This window comes from Kribbella sp. WER1 (assembly GCF_054189145.1).
Window position 1 is genome coordinate 7713520 of record NZ_CM135186.1, and the last position, 17400, is coordinate 7730919.

At 68.6% G+C, this 17400-nt stretch carries 15 protein-coding genes; 8 read left to right on the plus strand and 7 right to left on the minus strand.

Features of this window, described 5'->3' with window-relative positions; genetic code table 11:
• Positions 1 to 9: 9 nt before the first annotated feature.
• Together ACXJJ3_RS37740 and ACXJJ3_RS37745 are read right to left on the minus strand one after the other, a co-directional pair.
• Positions 10 to 1338, minus strand: coding sequence for a 6-phospho-beta-glucosidase (locus ACXJJ3_RS37740; RefSeq protein WP_458166731.1), 1329 nt, complete (start codon positions 1336 to 1338; stop codon positions 10 to 12).
• Positions 1335 to 2102, minus strand: coding sequence for a DeoR/GlpR family DNA-binding transcription regulator (locus tag ACXJJ3_RS37745; RefSeq protein WP_458166732.1), 768 nt, complete (start codon positions 2100 to 2102; stop codon positions 1335 to 1337). Before ACXJJ3_RS37745 ends, ACXJJ3_RS37740 begins: the two co-directional genes overlap by 4 nt.
• A gap of 105 nt (positions 2103 to 2207) precedes the next feature.
• Between ACXJJ3_RS37745 and ACXJJ3_RS37750 the strand changes: the two genes are divergently transcribed.
• From ACXJJ3_RS37750 to ACXJJ3_RS37770, 5 genes are read left to right on the plus strand one after another with little or no spacing between them, the layout of a single operon-like run.
• Entirely contained in the window at positions 2208 to 3344 is a 1137-nt protein-coding gene (locus ACXJJ3_RS37750) for a carbohydrate kinase family protein (protein WP_458166733.1), read from the plus strand.
• Complete coding sequence (locus tag ACXJJ3_RS37755) at positions 3341 to 4699, plus strand: extracellular solute-binding protein (protein ID WP_458166734.1); 1359 nt, start codon at positions 3341 to 3343, stop codon at positions 4697 to 4699. Before ACXJJ3_RS37750 ends, ACXJJ3_RS37755 begins: the two co-directional genes overlap by 4 nt.
• The gene (locus ACXJJ3_RS37760; RefSeq protein ID WP_458166735.1) at positions 4671 to 5567 is read left to right on the plus strand and encodes a carbohydrate ABC transporter permease; all 897 of its coding nucleotides are present in this window, start codon (positions 4671 to 4673) and stop codon (positions 5565 to 5567) included. Before ACXJJ3_RS37755 ends, ACXJJ3_RS37760 begins: the two co-directional genes overlap by 29 nt.
• On the plus strand, positions 5564 to 6364 hold the full coding sequence (locus ACXJJ3_RS37765; protein WP_458166737.1) for a carbohydrate ABC transporter permease: 801 nt from the start codon (positions 5564 to 5566) through the stop codon (positions 6362 to 6364). Before ACXJJ3_RS37760 ends, ACXJJ3_RS37765 begins: the two co-directional genes overlap by 4 nt.
• A 49-nt stretch (positions 6365 to 6413) precedes the next feature.
• Entirely contained in the window at positions 6414 to 9413 is a 3000-nt protein-coding gene (locus ACXJJ3_RS37770; RefSeq protein ID WP_458166738.1) for a PIG-L family deacetylase, read from the plus strand.
• Between the two features lie 59 nt (positions 9414 to 9472).
• On the opposite strand, the gene ACXJJ3_RS37775 is transcribed toward ACXJJ3_RS37770, so the two are convergent.
• The gene (locus ACXJJ3_RS37775) at positions 9473 to 10972 is read right to left on the minus strand and encodes an LCP family protein (protein WP_458166739.1); all 1500 of its coding nucleotides are present in this window, start codon (positions 10970 to 10972) and stop codon (positions 9473 to 9475) included.
• 124 nt (positions 10973 to 11096) lie between these two features.
• On the opposite strand from ACXJJ3_RS37775, the gene ACXJJ3_RS37780 reads away from it, so the two are divergent.
• Both ACXJJ3_RS37780 and ACXJJ3_RS37785 read left to right on the plus strand, forming a co-directional pair.
• Complete coding sequence (locus ACXJJ3_RS37780; RefSeq protein ID WP_458166740.1) at positions 11097 to 11888, plus strand: GntR family transcriptional regulator; 792 nt, start codon at positions 11097 to 11099, stop codon at positions 11886 to 11888.
• A gap of 13 nt (positions 11889 to 11901) precedes the next feature.
• Positions 11902 to 12648, plus strand: coding sequence for a sulfite exporter TauE/SafE family protein (locus ACXJJ3_RS37785; protein WP_458166741.1), 747 nt, complete (start codon positions 11902 to 11904; stop codon positions 12646 to 12648).
• Between the two features lie 10 nt (positions 12649 to 12658).
• Here ACXJJ3_RS37785 and ACXJJ3_RS37790 read toward each other — a convergent pair whose 3' ends face one another.
• Positions 12659 to 13381, minus strand: a complete 723-nt coding sequence (locus tag ACXJJ3_RS37790; protein WP_458166743.1) for a hypothetical protein — start codon at positions 13379 to 13381, stop codon at positions 12659 to 12661.
• Positions 13382 to 13501: 120 nt separating this feature from the next.
• Between ACXJJ3_RS37790 and ACXJJ3_RS37795 the strand changes: the two genes are divergently transcribed.
• A complete protein-coding gene (locus ACXJJ3_RS37795; RefSeq protein WP_458166744.1) occupies positions 13502 to 13936 on the plus strand; it encodes a hypothetical protein in 435 nt (144 codons plus the stop codon).
• Positions 13937 to 14038: 102 nt separating this feature from the next.
• On the opposite strand, the gene ACXJJ3_RS37800 is transcribed toward ACXJJ3_RS37795, so the two are convergent.
• The 3 genes from ACXJJ3_RS37800 to ACXJJ3_RS37810 form a co-directional block, all read right to left on the minus strand.
• Complete coding sequence (locus tag ACXJJ3_RS37800) at positions 14039 to 14857, minus strand: aminoglycoside 6-adenylyltransferase (protein WP_458166745.1); 819 nt, start codon at positions 14855 to 14857, stop codon at positions 14039 to 14041.
• Between the two features lie 199 nt (positions 14858 to 15056).
• Positions 15057 to 16592, minus strand: a complete 1536-nt coding sequence (locus ACXJJ3_RS37805; protein WP_458166746.1) for a fibronectin type III domain-containing protein — start codon at positions 16590 to 16592, stop codon at positions 15057 to 15059.
• An 88-nt stretch (positions 16593 to 16680) separates the two neighbouring features.
• Positions 16681 to 17334: a hypothetical protein gene (locus tag ACXJJ3_RS37810; protein ID WP_458166747.1), complete on the minus strand. Its 654-nt coding sequence runs from the start codon at positions 17332 to 17334 to the stop codon at positions 16681 to 16683.
• Between the last annotated feature and the right edge of the window lie 66 nt (positions 17335 to 17400).

The window sequence follows — 17400 nt, forward strand, 5'->3', positions numbered from 1 at the left end:
CACCCCTGCCTAGCGAAGGAGGTCAGCCAGGTCGGGGTGGCGGGCGCGGTAGTTGGTGAGGAGGGTGCGGGCGGTGCTGACGGAGTCGACGAGGGGGTGCAGGGCCAGGGCCTGCAGGGCGAGGCGGGGGGAGTGCTCGCGGGCCGCCTGGATGGTGAGTTGCTCGACGGCCTTGATCTGCTGGACGAGGCCGAGTTGGTGGCCGGCCAGTGGCGTGGCGGTGAGCGGATGCGGGCCGTCGGCGTCGACGGTGCAGGGAACCTCGACGACGGCGTCGGCGGGGAGTCCGGGGATCGCGGAACCGTTGCGGACGTTGAGGATCATCGTGCTGCGCTCGTTGCGGGCGATCGCGGCCATGATCGCGACCGCGACGCCTTCGTACCCGCCGCCCTCGACGTCGGCGGCGTCGCGGGTCTCCGACGTTCCGCGGCTCTCCTTCATGTACGTCGAGTCCCGCTCGGCGCGCACCGCCCGCCAGCGGGTCAGCGCGGACCCGGGATCGGTGGCGACCGCGTCGTAGAACGCGCGCTGCTGGTCGAGCAGGAACTCGCCCCGGGTCTCGGCACCGCCACGGATCGAGGCGACGGCGTCGCGGGTGAAGTAGTAGTAGTACAGGTACTCGTTCGGGATGCAGCCGAGCGTCTGGAGCCACTCGGGGCCGAACAGCCGGCCTTCCTCGATAGTGGTCAGCCGGGCGTCGTCGTGGATCAGGTCCGGCAGTACGTCGCGGCCGTCGTGCCCGAGTGCGTTCAGCCAGCCCAGGTGGTTCAGCCCGGCGTACTCGAGGGAGGTGCGGTCCGGGTCGTGGCCGAGCGCCCGGGCCGCGCGCCGGCCGAGGCCGATCGGGGAGTCGCAGATCCCGATCACCCGGCGCCCGAGGACCTGCTGCATGGCCTCGGTGATCATCCCGGCCGGGTTGGTGAAGTTGATGACCCACGCCTGCGGGCAGATCGCCGCGACGCGTTCCGCGACCTGAACGGCGGTCGGCACGGTGCGCAGACCGTACGCGAGCCCACCGGGGCCGGTGGTCTCCTGCCCGAGCAGGCCGAGGTCGAGCGCCACCCGCTCGTCGGCGGTCCGCCCTTCGAGGCCGCCGACCCGGATCGCCGAGAACACGAAGTCCGCGCCGTCCAGCGCGGCGTCGAGCGACGTGGTCACCTCGACGCGTGGCGCGTCCTCCTGTTCGGCGGCGAGTTGGCGCAGCACCTGGCCGATCGCTTCGAGCCGCTCGGGGAGTACGTCGTACAAGCACACCCGGTCGATGCTCCGGCCGGCCATCACCGCGCCGTACACGAGTGGTACCCGGAAGCCCCCGCCGCCCAGGATCGCCAGCTTCATGTGAGCAGTACCTCCACGCCGTTGTCGTTGCAGTTCTGGAGTGTTTCGGGGTCGGCGCCGGTGTTCGTGATCAGGGCGCCGAGATCCGCGGCCGCGCAGACCTTCAGCTTCCCGGTGCCGGGAAACTTGTTGCGGTCGGCAAGCAGTACGGCGTTGTCGGCGGCCGCGATCATCGCGCGCTTCACCGGTACCTCCACGACGGTGGTGTCCAGCACCACGCCGTCGCGCCGGACGCCGCTGGTGCCGAGGAACGCGATGTCGGCGTGGATCTGGCGCAGCGCGTCCTCGGTCAGCACGCCGACCAGCGAGTCGTACGCCCGGCGTACCCAGCCGCCGAGCAGGATCAGCTCGACCGTCGGATCGTCCCGCAGTACGTCGAGGACCGCGAGGCTGCTGGTCATCACGGTCACCTGCCGGCGGCGCAGCTCCTTGGCGAGCAGCTGGGTCGTGGTGCCGACATCGAGCAGGACCACGTCACCGTCGCGCACCAGCGTCGCCGCCCGCCGGGCGATCTCGCGCTTCTCCGGGGTCGCGTCGGCGGCCACCGAGGCGAACGGCCGATCGCGGTCGGCGTCCTCGCTGTCGCCGGCCGGGATCATCGCGCCGCCGTGCACCCGGGTGATCTGGCCGGCCTCGTCGAGGTCCTGAAGATCGCGCCGGATGGTCGCCGAGCTGACGCCGAGCCGATGGGCCAGATCGTCCACCGACAGAGCCCCGTCGATGCGCAGTCGTTGCACGATCTCGAGTTGCCGCTGATGTCGCACGCCTCGAACCATAGCAGGCAAATACGATCAGAAGTGAGCAAAGCCTGCACATTTATGATCGTAAATGCTTGCCAGAATGACTTTGTCAGGAGCAAGATGGCCGGCATGCCTGATACGAGCTACGACCCGCTCGCCGGTGTGCGCGGTCCGGGCGCTGCCGAGTTCGACGTGTTCCTGTGGGGCCCGGTGTTCCTCGACATCATCTTCACCGGCCTCCCGGAGCGGCCGGAGGGCGGCACCGAGGTCTGGGCGGAGGGGATGGGATCGTCGCCGGGCGGCATCGCCAACCTGGCCATCGCGGCCAGCCGGCTCGGGCTGCGGACGTCGCTGGCGGCGGCGTTCGGCGACGACGACTACGCGGACTTCTGCTGGCGCACCCTGTCCGAGCAGGAGCACGTCGACCTCGGCCGGTCGCGCCGGTTCGACAACTGGCACTCGCCGGTGACGATGTCGGTCGCGTACGACGGCGATCGGAGCATGGTGACGCACGGGCACCCGTCCCCGGTGCCGGCCAGCGAGATGATCGGGCGGCCGCCGCGCAGCAGCGCGGTGATCGTCGACCTCGGCGACGTCGAGCCGCTCGGTGATCCGGAGCGGCCGACCTGGGTCGACCTGGCCCGCAAGGACGGCGCACTGGTGTTCGCCGACGTCGGCTGGGACGGGACCGGAGCGTGGTCCCCGCGGGTCCTCGAGCAGCTCCAGTACTGCCACGCCTTCCTGCCGAACGCGGGCGAGGCGATGGCCTACACCCGCACCGAGTCCCCGCAGGACGCGCTGTACACACTGGCCGACCGGGTCCCGCTGGCGGTCGTCACGAACGGCGCGGAAGGTGCCCTGGGCATCGATTCCACCACCGGCGAGGAGGCCCGGGTGCCGGCCCTGCGGGTCCCGGCGCTGGATCCCACCGGAGCCGGCGACGTCTTCGGCGCGGGGCTGGTCCTCGGCACGCTGGCCGGCTGGGCGCTGGCCGACCGACTGGCGTTCGCCACCTTGTGCTCGGCGCTCGCGGTCCAGCAGTTCGGCGGCTCGCTGGCCGCGCCCGGCTGGGGCGACATCGCGGACTGGTGGCACGAACTGCAGAAGTCCGAGGACCAGAGCAGCTACAGCCGTTCGCTGCGGCGCAGGTACGAGTTCCTCGACGACATCGTCCCGAGCGTCCCGGTCGGCGCGGTCCGCCGCGCGGTCGCGACCATCGCCCGGAACGCCGACGTCACGCACACAGCCAAGGGAGTTTCCGCATGAAACGCAGTGCCCCGCTCAGTATCGTGGCCGGTCTCGGCCTGCTCGGTCTGGTTGCCGCCTGCACCCCTGGGTCGAACACTTCGGCACCGCCGCCGGCCACCGTGTCGTCGGTGCAGACCGACCCGTCCAAGCTGGGCGACGTGACGCTGCTGGTCTGGGACCAGGAGGTCCGGGGCGGTCAGGCGGAGCAGATGAAGCAGCTCAACGACGCGTTCCAGGCGAAGTACCCGAACATCAAGCTCAAGCGGGTCTCCCGGTCCTTCGACGACCTGAAGACGACGCTGCGGCTGGCGCTGAGCGGCAACGAGCCGCCCGACGTGGTGGAGGCGAACAACGGCCGTTCGGACATGGGCGAGTTCGTCAAGGCGAACCAGCTGATCCCGCTCGAGCCGTACGCGAAGGCGTACGGCTGGGACAAGCGGTACCCGGAGTCCGTGCGGCAGTACTCGTCGTACAGTGCCGACGGCAAGACGTTCGGGCAGGGCAACCTGTACGGGCTCCCGCAGGTCGGTGAGGTCGTCGGCATCTACTACAGCAAGAAGAAGCTCGCGGCCGCGGGCCTGCAGCCGCCGACGACCTGGGACGAGTTCCAGTCGTCGCTCGGCGCGCTGAAGGCCAAGGGCGAGGCGCCGCTGGTGCTCGGCAACCTGGAGAAGTGGCCGGCGATCCACGTGTTCGGCACGGTCCAGGGCCGGTCGACGCCGGCGGACCAGATCAAGCTGCTCGGCTTCGGCCGCAAGGGCGCGTCCTGGAAGAGCGCCGAGAACCTGAAGGCGGCGCAGACGCTGACCGACTGGGTGGGCAAGGGCTACTTCAACGAGGGCTTCAACGGCCAGGACTACGACCCGGCGTGGCAGGCATTTGCCAAGGGCAAGGGTACGTATCTGATCGCGGGCACCTGGTTGCAGGCGGACCTGGGCAAGGCGATGGGCTCGGACGTCGGCTTCATGCTGCCCCCGGGTACGTCGGCCGACGCGAAGCCGATCGCCACCGGCGGTACCGGGCTGCCGTTCGCGATCACCGCGAAGAGCAAGCACCCGGAAGCGGCCGCGGCGTACCTGAACTTCATCACCAGCACGGACGCGATGACGACGCTGGCGAAGACCGGCAACCTGCCGGTGGCCGACACGTCGAAGCAGCAGGTCGGCGACGGGCTGCAGAAGGACGTGTTCACGGCCTTCGGCAAGGTCGTCGAGTCCGACGGGCTGGTTCCGTACCTGGACTACGCGACGCCGACGATGCCGGACACGGTCGGCGCGGCCCTGCAGGACCTGCTGGCCGGAAAGGCCACGCCCGACCAGTTCGCCGACCGTCTCGAGAAGGACTATGGCGCGTTCGCCGAAGCCAACGGGTAACCCTCCCGGCGAACCCCGCAGGATCGCGTACCTGTACATCCTGCCGGGGTTCGCCGTCTACGCGGCCTTCCTGCTCTACCCGCTGCTGCGATCGGTGCAGCTGTCCTTCTACGACTGGGACGGGCTGACGCTCGGGAAGTGGGCCGGGCTCGCGAACTACCGCGAGATCGTCAGCGACGCCGGGCTGCGCGCCGCGTTCGGGCACGCGCTCGTACTGATGCTGTTCTTCGCGGTGATCCCGGTCTGCGTCGGGCTGGTACTGGCGTCGGTCCTGAACCGGGCGAAGGTCCGCGGCCTGACGTTCTTCCGGACCGTGGTCTTCCTGCCGCAGGTGATCGCGATGGTCGTGGTGGCGGTCGCCTGGCGCCGGATGTACGCGCCGGACGGCAGCATCAACGACCTGCTGCACGCGCTCGGGCTCGGCTCGTTGGCGCGGGGCTGGCTGGGTGACTACGCGCTCGCGCTGCCGGCGGTCGGCTTCATCGGCAGCTGGTTCGAGACGGGACTGGTGACGGTCCTGCTGCTGGCCGGGATGAGCCGGATCAGCGGCAGCCTGTACGAGGCGGCGCGGCTGGACGGCGCCGGCCCGGTGCAGGAGTTCTTCGCGGTCACACTGCCCTCGGTGCGCGGTGAGATCGCGGTCGCGCTGACGTTGACGGTGATCGCCGCGCTCCGGACGTTCGACCTGGTGTATGTGACGACGAGCGGCGGCCCGGGCAACTCGACGTCCGTACCGTCGTACGAGGTGTACCACCGCGCGTTCGAACTCGGCCGGGTCGGCTCGGCCGCCGCGGTCGGTGTCACGCTGACGGTCCTGATCCTGCTGATCTCGCTGGTGATCAACAAGATCGGGGAGGCGAGCCGATGATCTCCCGGGCCGAGAAGATGGCGAACTACGTCGTCCTGCTGGCGTTCGCCGCGTTCGCGCTGGCTCCGATCCTGACCGTGCTGAAGTCCGCGCTCGGCGCCAACGACGCCGGTGACAGCTCCGGCCTCGGGAACTTCGTCCAGGCCTGGAAGATCGGTCACTTCGGGACCTATCTGCGGATGAGCCTCGCGGTGTCGGTGTCCGTCGTACTGATCAGTCTGCTGCTGTCGATCCTGGCCGGATTCGCCTTCGGTACGATGCGCTTCCGCGGGTCCGGCTTGCTGTTCTACCTGTTCCTGCTCGGCATCATGATGCCGAGCGAGGCGATCGTCGTACCGCTGTACTTCGATCTGCGCACGCTCGGGCTCACCGACACGTTCTGGGCGGTCGCACTGCCCCAGATCGCGCAGTCCGTTGCCTTCGGCACCTTCTGGATGCGGACCTACTTCCGGGCCGCCGGCCGCGACCTGGTCGAGGCCGGCCGCCTCGACGGTGCGTCCACCCGGCGGATCCTCTGGCAGATCCTGGTCCCACTCGCCCGGCCGGCCGTCGTCACGATGACCGTGCTGGTCTTCATGTGGACCTGGAACGAGTTCCTGATCCCGCTGGTGATGGTCACCGACGAGAACCTGCGCACGGCGCCGTTGGGCCTCGCGTTCTTCCAGGGCCAGTACAGCCAGGGCTTCACCCTGCTCGCCGCGGGTGCGGTCATCGTCGCAACGCCGGTCGTCGTCCTCTATCTCTTCCTCCAGCGCCACTTCATCGCGGGCATGCTCGACGGCGCTGTCAGGGAGTAAGTACCACCGCTCGGGGATCCCCGCCCGCATCCGCCAAGGGAGAGAGCAAATGAAGCGTTACCGCGCAATGGTTGCCCTGCTGGCAGCCGCGGTCCTGATCCCGCTGGGCGGCCTGGCAGCAGTGCAGGCCGAGGCCAGTCCAACGACGAAGTACCTCGCCGACCGGGCGACGAAGATCGATGTGATGGGCGAGTGGGCCCATCCCGATGACGACACGAGTTTCATCGGGCCGTGCGGCGTCTGGCATCAGCAGTACGGCGTCAAGTGCGGCGTGATCATGGTGACCCGGGGCGAGGGCGGCGGGAACGCGGCCGGCACCGAGCTCGGGCCGGACCTCGGGCTCCGCCGGGAGAACGAGGACCGGGTCGCGCACTACCGGTCCGGGACGATCGACATCTTCAACCTGGACCGGGTCGACTTCTTCTACAACCAGAGTGCGCCGTTGACGCAGTACTTCTGGGACGAGCAGGAGACGCTCAGGAGAGTCACGCGGGTGATCCGGGAGACCCAGCCGGAGGTGTATATCGGTTTCACGCCGACGTTGGCGGCCGGGCATGGCAATCATCAGCAGGCGGGGCGGCTGATCTGGGAGGGCGTGCTCGCGGCGGCCGATCCGAACATGTTCCCGGAGCAGTTGAAGGGTCCGCATGCGCTGAGTACGTGGCAGGTGAAGAAGGTGTTCTCCGGCGGCAGTACGGCGGGCACCGGCGGTACGGCGACGTCCGCGAACTGTACGACCGGGTTCACCCCGTCCGGTCTGGACACCGTGGCGGGTGTGTGGACGGGGTACAACTCGCCGTACAAGTGGCCGGCCGGGAACTCGCAGGGGCAGCCCGCTGGTACGTCGAAGATCTGGCAGCAGGTGTCCGACGAGGGGCGTGCGGCGTACCCGACGCAGAGCCGGGTGATGTACAAGGGTGTCTCGACAGCGGCCTGTCCGCGGTTCGGCATGACCGAGTCGTTCGTGCCGTTCCAGCCGAACAGCAGTCCGGCGGCGGGGCGGGACGACGCGCTCCTGTTCGGGGCGACCGAACCTGATCCGGGTGGGCTGCCGCTCGGGACGTTGGAGTACCTGACGTTCTCCCGGTTCTACAACGTCGCCGGTGAACCGTTTCAGGCGACGCTGCACCTCAGGTCCGGCGCGGGTGCGCTGAAGCCCGGGAAGGTCGCGCTCACGGTGCCCGACGGCTGGACGGTCAGCGCGCCGCAGTCGGTCGGCCGGGTCAGCGGGACGCGCGAGACGACGGTGACCTTCACCGTCACCCCGAGCACGACTGCTCCGGTCAACCAGAACGCGAAGGTTTCCGCGCTCTACAGCACCGACGGCAAGACTGGCTACACGGACAACCTCGTGCGGATCGTGTCGCCGACCGAGGGCCGGTTCCAGCGCTGGGGGAACTGGAAGGAGTACGACGACTGGCTCGCGAACACCGCGCCGCAGGCGACACGGCTCGGGCGGTCGCCGGCGATCCAGTCGATGGGGATCGGCAAGACCATCGACCTACCGGTCGTCGTCCACAACTGGTCGAACGAGCCGCAGAGTGGTGCGGTCAGCCTCGCCCTGCCGGCGAACTTCACCGCCGACGCGACCTCGAAGCCGTACAGCAACCTGGCTGCGGGCGCCGAGACGACGGTGACCTTCAAGGTGACCAACACCGACACGACGTTGCCGCAGACGCAGAACGTGTCGATTCCGATCACAACGACATACAGCGCCCCGGCAGGCACCGGCAACGAGGTGCTGACGCTGTCGCTGGTGCCGACCACGACAATCTCCAAGGCCGACACGACGCCGACCGTGGACGGTGTGGCCTCGCCTGGTGAGTACCCGGGGCCGACGCTCGATCTCGGGCGGATCTGGCAGGGCGCCGGCACCTGTACGGGCGTCGACGACTGCGGTGTTTCGTCCACCGGGGAAGGCAGTACGGCGAAGGTGAGCTGGTCCGACGACGCGTTGTACTTCTTCATTCACATCCGCGACGACTACCAGTCGTACGCCGTGACGCCGGCCGAATGTGTCGGGCACTGGCAGGCGGACTCGGTGGAGATCCTGCTGGACCCGCGCGGTACGGCGTCGCAGAGCCTGAAGGACACTGCGAACACGTTCAAGCTCGGTATTTTCCCGTTCAGCCAGAGTGGCGGGCCGTGCTGGGAGCGCGATGCGGATAACCATCAGGGGTATTCGAGTGGTGCCCTGGATACCGGTAACGCGCCGGGTGTGCAGGTCGCGTCGACGGCGAAGTGGGTGGGCAGTAACGAGACGACGGTGCCGCACGGGTACGCCGGTGGTGGGTACGACCTCGAGGTGAAGATCCCGCTGGCGGATCTGCCCGCGGCCGTCGATCCGTCGCATCTTGGGCTGAACATCACGCCGTACGACAATGACGACACCTCGGCGCCTGGGACGACGACGCTGCGGCATATCGACATGAGTACCCGGCTCGGCTGGTCGGCGCTCGGGTCGGTGCAGTCCGACCCGTACCGCTGGGGGATCGCGACACTGCCTGGGTACACGCCGCCCGCGGGCCGTCCGACCACGCCTGCTCCGCCGGACGTGTCGAACCCGAACCTGAACGGAGCCCTCTCGCCGCAGACGATCGCGCAGTCCGCGCGCAACGGCGTACCGATCTCCGGACGGGTCCCGGCGCCGGCCTCCAACTCGCTGAAGGTGAAGCGGGTGGCCGTCGGACAGTCGTCCGTGGACGTCGACCTGACCGCCAGCGGGTCCGGCAGCGCCCAGCTGTACCTGTGGACCGGCCTGATCGGCGCGATCCCCGTCTGGACGACCTCGTGTACGTCGGATCCCGCGCCGGACTACGGGTTCACGCCGTGCGCGATCACCGACGGGGCGACACCGCCGTGGTCACCGGACATGAGCGGCCACGTCGTCAACCACAAGGGTGCCGCGATCACCCCGCAGACCAAGCGGCTCTCGATCCCGATCACCCCGGCCCAGCGCAGCACGCTGCTCCGCGACGGCCGGCTGCTGATCTCCTACCAAACCACCAACGACGAGGTCCAGGCGCTGGACCTGAACCTCACCCGCTGATTGCTGGGAGGCCCGCTGCCCGCAGCGGGCCTCCCAGCCCGCTGCGCCCTGGAAATCAGCTACTTCACGCAGGGGATGCCGCCGCCTGAGAGGTTGGTGAGGGTGGTGGGGGCGGGGCCTGAGCGGCCGCCTCCGGTGGCGTCGACTGCTTTGGGCGCGGCCGTTGGTTCGGTGGTTTGGTGCGCGGGGGGCTGCGAGAAGTCCTGGCCGATGACGACCTTGAGGCTGCCGGGCGGCAAGGACGGGTCGGAGGCGGTCGGCAGGTTGCCGAGTAGTGCGGTGAGTTGGGCGGCTCTGGCGGTTTCGCCCGGGTGATAGAGCACCTCTGAGGTGGACGTGCGGCTCGAGTTGCCGGCGCTGCCGGTGGCGTAGCCGAAGGTCTTCAAGTCGGTGAGCAGGCTGCGGGCAAGGCCGGCGCGTCCGGATCCGTTCACTGCGATGACCGTCGTACCGGCCGCTGAAGGAGAGGCCGTGGGCTTGGCGGATCCGGGATTGAGGATGTGCTGGACCATGGCCCGGATGGCCACCGGGTCGACCACGTTGATCGACTGGCCGGCGGCGTCCTGGCCGAAACTCTTGACCGGCAAGGTGTAGAAGTGCAGATGGCTGCCGGACAGGTGCGCCGCCATCGTTGCGAGGGACAGCGGGCTGAGGCCGGCGTCGATGACCATGTTCTGCTTGGCCACGTCGATGATCCCGGACAGTTTGGACGGATTGAGCAGAACGCTGGTGGCCTTGAGCCGGGCGAGCAGCGAGACGATGAAGGCCTGCTGCCGGCGTGAGCGGTCCAGGTCGGTGAAGGCGAGATCGGGGTGGACGGTGTCGCGGCGCTGCCGGACGAACGCGACCGCCTGCGCCGCGTCGATCTGCTGACGTCCGGCATGGAAGTTCGCGCCGGAGTACTTGTCCTGGGTGTCGGCCTTCACACAGACCGTGATCGGCTGCACGACCTGGGCGATCTGGAAGAACGCGACCATCGTCACCTCGACGAAGTGATTGATGGTGACACCAAGGAACTGTTCGACGGTCTTGATCTCTTCGATCCGCCCGGCGTCCCTGCTCTTCTGGTACGCCGCCTGCCCGGTCGCTCCTCGTGATGCCTGCGCCACCGCGAGTCCGTAGGCCTCCTTGATCTTGGCGTGGCACTGCTTGTCCGGGCATCCGGGGAGGGCGACGTAGTCGTCGCGCGGAATCGAGACGGCGGTCGCGGCGGAACCGTCGGCCGGGATGTGCACGTACATCAACACGTTCGAGTTGAGGCCGCCCGTCGACTGGTCGCCGGTGTGCAACGCCCGGTAGATGTCGGCCGGCAACGGCTTGCCGTTCTCGTCCAGCCGGCTGTCCAGGCCCATCACCAGCAGATCGGTGTCGTGCCCGGAGTGCGTACCCGCCAGCGCCTGTGACCGGCGTACGCCGTGATCCAGCGTGAGGTAGCTGATACCGGCGTACGCGATCACCCCGATGACCGCGAGTACGGTCAGCGCCGCGATCCCGACGACGATCCGGCGGCGCACATGCGTCGCTTTCGTGGGCCGTGATCGCTTACGGTCACCCGCCATGACACCGTCTCATTCGCACCGTCCTCACACTGAACGACGCCGACACGGCCGAACTGGTTGACCCGATCCGGCGACGCCGTGACTGCAGTGGCGGAACTCTGGCGGAACTTGTAGCGTGGTCGCCATGGCATCCGGGAGAGGTACGACGACCGGCCGGCGGATCCCGGCGGACTGGACGTCGGCGCATCCGCGGTCGCAGCGGGCCGAGCGTCTCGCGGGCGAGCTGCGGGACCAGATTCTGGCCGGGCGGTTCGGGGAGGGGGAGCGGCTGGAGGAATCGGTTCTCGGCGCGCGTCATGCGGCTTCGCGAAACACGGTCCGCGAGGCCCTGGAGCTGCTGCGGCGTGACGGGCTGATCGAGCGCAGGCGCGGTGCCGGTACGACGGTGCGCGCGCCGAAGTACGGTCATGGCCTGGATCGGCTGACCGGGCTGGCCGAAGCGCTCGCCGGGTACGGGACGGTCCGCAACCGGGTGCTCGCCGCGCAAAGGTTGCCTGCGGCACCTGATCACGTCGTCGACCGGCTTGAGCTCGAACCGCGGTCCGAAGTCGTCCGGCTGGAACGGTTGCGGTTCGTGAACGACGAACCGTTGTCGTACGACGTCTCGTACCTCCCGGTCGACATCGGGACACCCCTGCTGGACGCCGATCTGGTCACCAACGACGTCTTCGGGCTGATCGAACGGACGACCGGGAGATCTCTGGGACGGGCCGAGCTCACGGTGCATGCGACGAACGCCGAGCCGGACGTGGCGGCGTACCTCGGGCTGCCCGCGGGGGCGGCGATCTTCACGATCGAGCGGCTGACCCGGATGGCCGACGACCGGCCGGTCGATGCCGAGGTACTGCAGATCCGCGCCGATCGCTTCGCGCTCGAAGCCGTCGTGCACCGTGACCGGCGGACAGACGTCCGTTGACAGGAGTGACGGAATGAGCGGGCTGACCGCGATCCTGCTCGCGCTCCTCGGGCTGGCCGGCGGGATCGGAATCACCGCGATCGGCCCGGGCGGCGTGCTGCCCACCGTCGGTCTGGTCGCTCTCACCACGCTCTCTCCCGCCCAGGTGGCCGGAACCGCGATCGTGACGCATGTGGCGACCGGTGCCGTCGGTACGGCGGCTTACGTCCGGTCGGGGGAGCTGCGCTCGCCGCACGTCCGGACGACCGCTCGCCTGTTGGCCGTCACCGCGTTGATCGGAACCGTGGGCGGGATCATGATCAACTCGCTGCTCCCGCCGCGCGGGTTCAGCGTGCTGCTCGGCGTCCTGGTCGCGGTCGCCGCCGGTCTCGTTCTCGTCCGCGGCCGGCGCCGTCGGGTGCGGGGACATCCGCCGCGAGCCGTCGTACTCGTCATCGGTCTCTTCGTGGCCGTGACCGCCGGGGTCGTCGGGATCGGCGGGCCGATGCTCACCGTCCCGCTGCTCGTCGCGGCGGGGTGCGAGGTACTGGAAGCGCTGGCCGCGGCTCAGGCGCAATCAGTTGTGATCGCTTCGGTCGGCACGATCGGCTATCTCGCGCAGGGCAGCATCGACTGGTTCCTCGCGACGCTGATCGGTATCCCCGAACTGGCGGGAGTTCTGATCGGCTGGCGAATCGCGCGCTCACTGCCCACCCGGACGTTGAGAGGCGCGATGGTGGTCGCGTTGTTCGCGCTTGCGCCGTACTTGGCCCTGCACTGAACGGCGCGCTTCACAGCCAGCCGCGGCGAGTCGCCTCTGCACCGGCCTGGAAGCGGCTGTGTACTCCCAGGCCCTTCAGGAACTCCGCGACCCGGCGGCTGTAGGTTCGCGACGAGAGACCGAGCCGCGGCGCCACGACCTCGTCGGGTTCGCCCGACGCCAGCGCAGGGACGATCGCGGCGAGGTGTGGCGGCGGCAGATCTCGATGGAGGCGCCGCGCATCGGATCCCGCCTCCCAGGACTGCTGATGGACGGCCAGCAGCACGCTGACGACCTGTGGGTCGTGAATGATCTGGAATCCGCCGGCCAGAACGGTCGAGTTGAGGGGCAGCAGCGCCGTCCGCCGATCGATGATCAGCATCTTGGACGGTACGGCGTCGACCACCCGGGCCTCACCGCCCGCGCGGTAGATGATCGTGCCGCGCGCCTGATCCGCGAGCAGACCCGCTCGCGAGGTGACCTGGCGGACCCGGGCACCGCGTTCGACGGCGGCGCGCAGAGCGGCCGGTCCGCGCTGCTGGATCGACTCCGGGACGCCGGCGGCGAGCAGGTAGTTCGTGTCGTCGAAGCTGGCAATCTCGGAGCGCGCCTGGGCGAGCAGTTCCGTGAGGACGTCCCACAACGCCGACTGCGACCCTTCCACAGCACGCGCCGGGCTGGTGACGCCGAGACGAACCCGGTGCCTGCCGAGCTGCGCGGCACGCATCCGCTGTTTCGCCGGATCAAGCGTCACCCTCCCATTCTCCTCGGGGACGGGGCCAACTCTCAGGTTGGCGACTTCTCGCCAATGGGCTCGGCGACGCCGGCGGAGGACAGAAACTGACGCCGTTCTGATCTGACCAGGGAGGATTCCATGAAACTGACATTCCTACCGGCGATTGCCGCGGCTGCCGTAGCGGCTGCGGTTGTCCTTGCGCCGGCGACAGCGCAGGCCGCGCCGTCGCCCGCTCGCCCGGCATCCGAAGTGACCACGTCTCGCCCAGCGGCCGCTGCGGGGATCAGCGCCTCCTGGTCGCACGGGTGCAACGGATCGGTCTGCATCTACGCGCGGTACACGGGAACTGGCTGGGAGGCCTACGGCCAGGCCAACGGCGGATTCTACGGGCACATCGACGTGTTCGGCCCGGACCACGTCACTCATCACTCGGGGCCGGATCGTCCGTGGAACGCCGGCAACCAGACCACGCACTTCACCGGCCGGGGCGCCGGGTCGGTCTGTGCCCAAGCCTGGAAACTGGAGACCACCGGACGCTACTCCAGCATCGGCCTGCCCTGCGTCACCCCCTGACAGTAGCGATACTGGCTGAGACGCTGCCGCAGAAATAGGACCGCTGCCACGTCCAGAGCACGTGCTGGTTGCCACCGGCAACCAGCACGTGCTCCGTTGGGCTCAGCGGGTTGCTTCGCTGAGCCAGTCGCCCAGGATCGGTTCTGTGTGCTCGGCGACCCTGGCGACGAACTCGGCGGGCCAGTCGACGCCCGTGCGTTCACACAGGATGCGCGCCACAGGAACGAAGTGTTTGGCGCAATAATGCTGTACGGCGAGGTTCGACGCTTCGGTTGCTTCGATACCCGGTATGCCGGCTATGACGGAGTAGTGGTCCTCGGGCAGCAGGCGCCGCAGGTACAGTGCACCACCGCGATCCTCGACCGCCACGAGCTCCTGGAATGCCTGAATCAGCATAGTGCGCAGGAGAGCCGAACCTGAGGCGCCGACAGCGAAGTCCGATCTCCCGAGGACGATCGGCACCATCGAGAGCACCCGGAAGAACTCGGGCACGAGCTTGCGCACTGTGTCGGGCGACGGCTCGGTGAGCGGCAGTCGCTCAGGCAATCGCTTGTAGACACCTGTGTGGTCGAAGAGGACCTTGACAGTGCTCTGCGAGCGATTCGTGATCGCGGCCTCGGTCGTTGCCGTGACGTCGTACCGGACCCAGTCAGTGGTGATCTGGTTGAAGAGCTTCGATCTGCCGAAGTCGAAGCGCATCTCGTAGACGAGCGGCGTGACCGAGCCGCGCATCGTGGTCCAGCGGGAAGCGACCTCGTCCAGCCGCCCCTCGGCGGCGACGAGAAGGAAGTCCACGTCGCTGTAGTCGTCGTCGGCTCCGCGTCCGATGCTGCCTGTCACCAGCAGGGCATCGATGCCGTCGTCGTGAGCGAGTGCGTGCTGGATGAGGTGGATCAATTCGCGCTGCGCCGAGCTTGTCATCGGTTCACCGGCCCTTCACCAGTCAGCTGGCATTCACCAGCGACGGAACGCTAGCGCAATGCCGATACGCGCCCCACAGCCCCTACACGATGCTCGGTACGGCGGCCATCAGGTCGGTGACGCCAGTACCCCTTCGTCAGCAGCGTGTGCAGCGGGCCCGGAGGCAACGCCTCCAGGCCCGCTTGAACGCTGCGCTGGGTCAGCGCTGAGAGTGCTGGGTGTAGAGCTGACGGTCGATCAGGGAGCCGATCGGGGCGACCGGGACGTTCTCCTGGACGCCGGTGACCTTCTTGGTGACCGGGTCGACGATCGTGGTGTTCGCCGGGTCGCCGCACCACTTGACGTTGTTGCGCGCGACGGCCGGGTTGGCGGCGAGGTCCTTGCAGTCGCCGGCCCGGATGCCGCTGAGCTCGAGCTTGTCGGCCTTGACGTCGACGCGGATGTAGGAACGGACGTGTTCCTGGTTCTCGGACGCGTTCGCCCAGTGGCGCTTGCGGCCGGCGCTGTCGTCGAGCGGGTCGGCGCCGTACGTCGGGTCGCTCGGCGCGGTCAGGTCGTAGTACTTCGACCCCGAAGCGGAGTTGGCGGTGACGTAGATGACGCCGCCGGGACCGAGGTCGACCTTGGGCTGGTCCGGGGTCTCCGCAGCGTTGGCCTTGGCGCCGTTCTTGATCTCGTAGCTGCGCGAGTACGAGTGGTCGTGGCCCTGGAGCACCAGGTCGACGCCCAGCTTCGAGAACTCCGTGGTGAAGTCCGTCCGGCGGACCTTGTTGTCGCTGTCGTTCGCGTGCGCGGCCGGCGAGTAGATCGAGTGGTGGTAGACGAGCGTCGTCCACTTGGTGCCCGCGCCGTGCTTGGCGATGACGTCCTTGACGTAGGCCACGTGCGCCGGATCCGAGCCGCTGTTGTAGGCGTTGGAGTTGATGTCGATGAACAGCACGCCCTTGTACGTGAACCAGTAGTCACCGCCGGCCGCGGTCGCGGTGTTGCCGCCGGGGTAAAAGGCGGCGTTGTTGTCGGTGTTCGGGGTGAAGTTGTGCTGCAGGATCGCCTGGCCGCCGGACTCGTGGTTGCCGATCGTCGACGCCCACGCGACCTGCTTGAGGACGTTGCTGCTGTCGGCGAAGTTGTTCCAGTGGTCCTCGTTGTTGGCGCTCTCGACCTGGTCGCCACCGGAGACCAGGAGCTCGGCGTCGGCGTCGTGCTGCCGGGTGTAGTCCAGCGTCGCGGCCCAGCCCTTGCCGTCGGCCACCGCATCGCCGGAGGACCCGATCTGCGGGTCGCCGAAGAACAGGAACGAGAACGGCTGGCCCTTGCCGAAGTTGCCGGTCCTGAAGGTGTACTTCGGCGACCAGGCGCCGTCCGCGCCGACCTTGTAGGTGTAGGTGGTGTTGGGCTTGAGGCCTGCGAGCGTGGCGCGCGCGTTGCGGGCGGTCGTGGTGCCGACCCAGTTCTGCTTCGCGGTCGCGTCGACAACCTTCGCGTCGGCGTTGAACTCGCCCGCGCTGAGCTTCTTGGTCTCCTCGACGACGACCTTCTGATCGACGTCGCCCGGGGCGTACCAGGCGAGGTTGCGGGACGTCTCGTCGGAGCCGACGCCGAGCAGGATGTCGTACGGCGCGGCGCTGGAGCCGGCGTAGGCGGTGGCGGCCAACGCGCCACAGGCCAACGTGGTGAGGCTGATCGATGCGACGACGCCGCGGCGGGTGCGCGGCTTGAACACGCTGAGTCTCATCAGTTCGTCTTTCTCCGGATACATAAGCGGAGCCGCAGCGTCGCAGCGACTGATGAACAGCTGAGAAACCTCTGCTTGCGCGAATCGGTCAGTCGAGCCCGACGACGATGCCGGTGTGGTTGCTCAGCACGGCCGCGGCGCCGGCCCGGATCGCCCGCGCCGCCCGCTCCGGGGTGAACGACTTCGGGTCGTACGCCGACGCCGCGCCGAGGCCCTCGCCGCGGAACGACGCGCCGGTCCAGTCGGCGGCGGTCACGTTGTGCGTGGGTTCGGCGAGCTCGGCCCCGACGACCAGGAAGTTCTGCTGCAGATGGGCGGCGGTGATCGTCGCCAGCGCGTCGACGAGCCCGTTGCCCGCGGAGACGACGAGATCGGTCTTGAGGTCGATCGCGGCGGTGACCTTGGCGATGATCTCGTCGTGGCCGGTGACCACGATGTGCTGCAGGCGTACGCCCTCGGCGCGCGCCCACTCATCGACCGCCTTGACCAGCGTCGTCGTCTGCGGATCAGCGCCCATCGAGACCAGTACCGCCCGGTAGTTCTTTGGGGCGTGGACGTGGTCCCACGATCCGGGAGCCGGGGTGATCGTGCCTTCGGGCGGCGGCGGGTCGGCCTCGTTGTAGAAGTCCGTACCGACCGTCGCCCGGGCAGTCGCGGCGGCCGGAGCATCGCCACCGCATCCGGTGAGTAACGAGACGAACACCGCGGTCGTGACGAGAGCGGCGGCAAGACGGGAACGCATGCCCACTTCCTACCTGATTCCGGCTCCTACCAAGGTCTGTTCGCGGTGTGTTCGTGGACCGTTCAT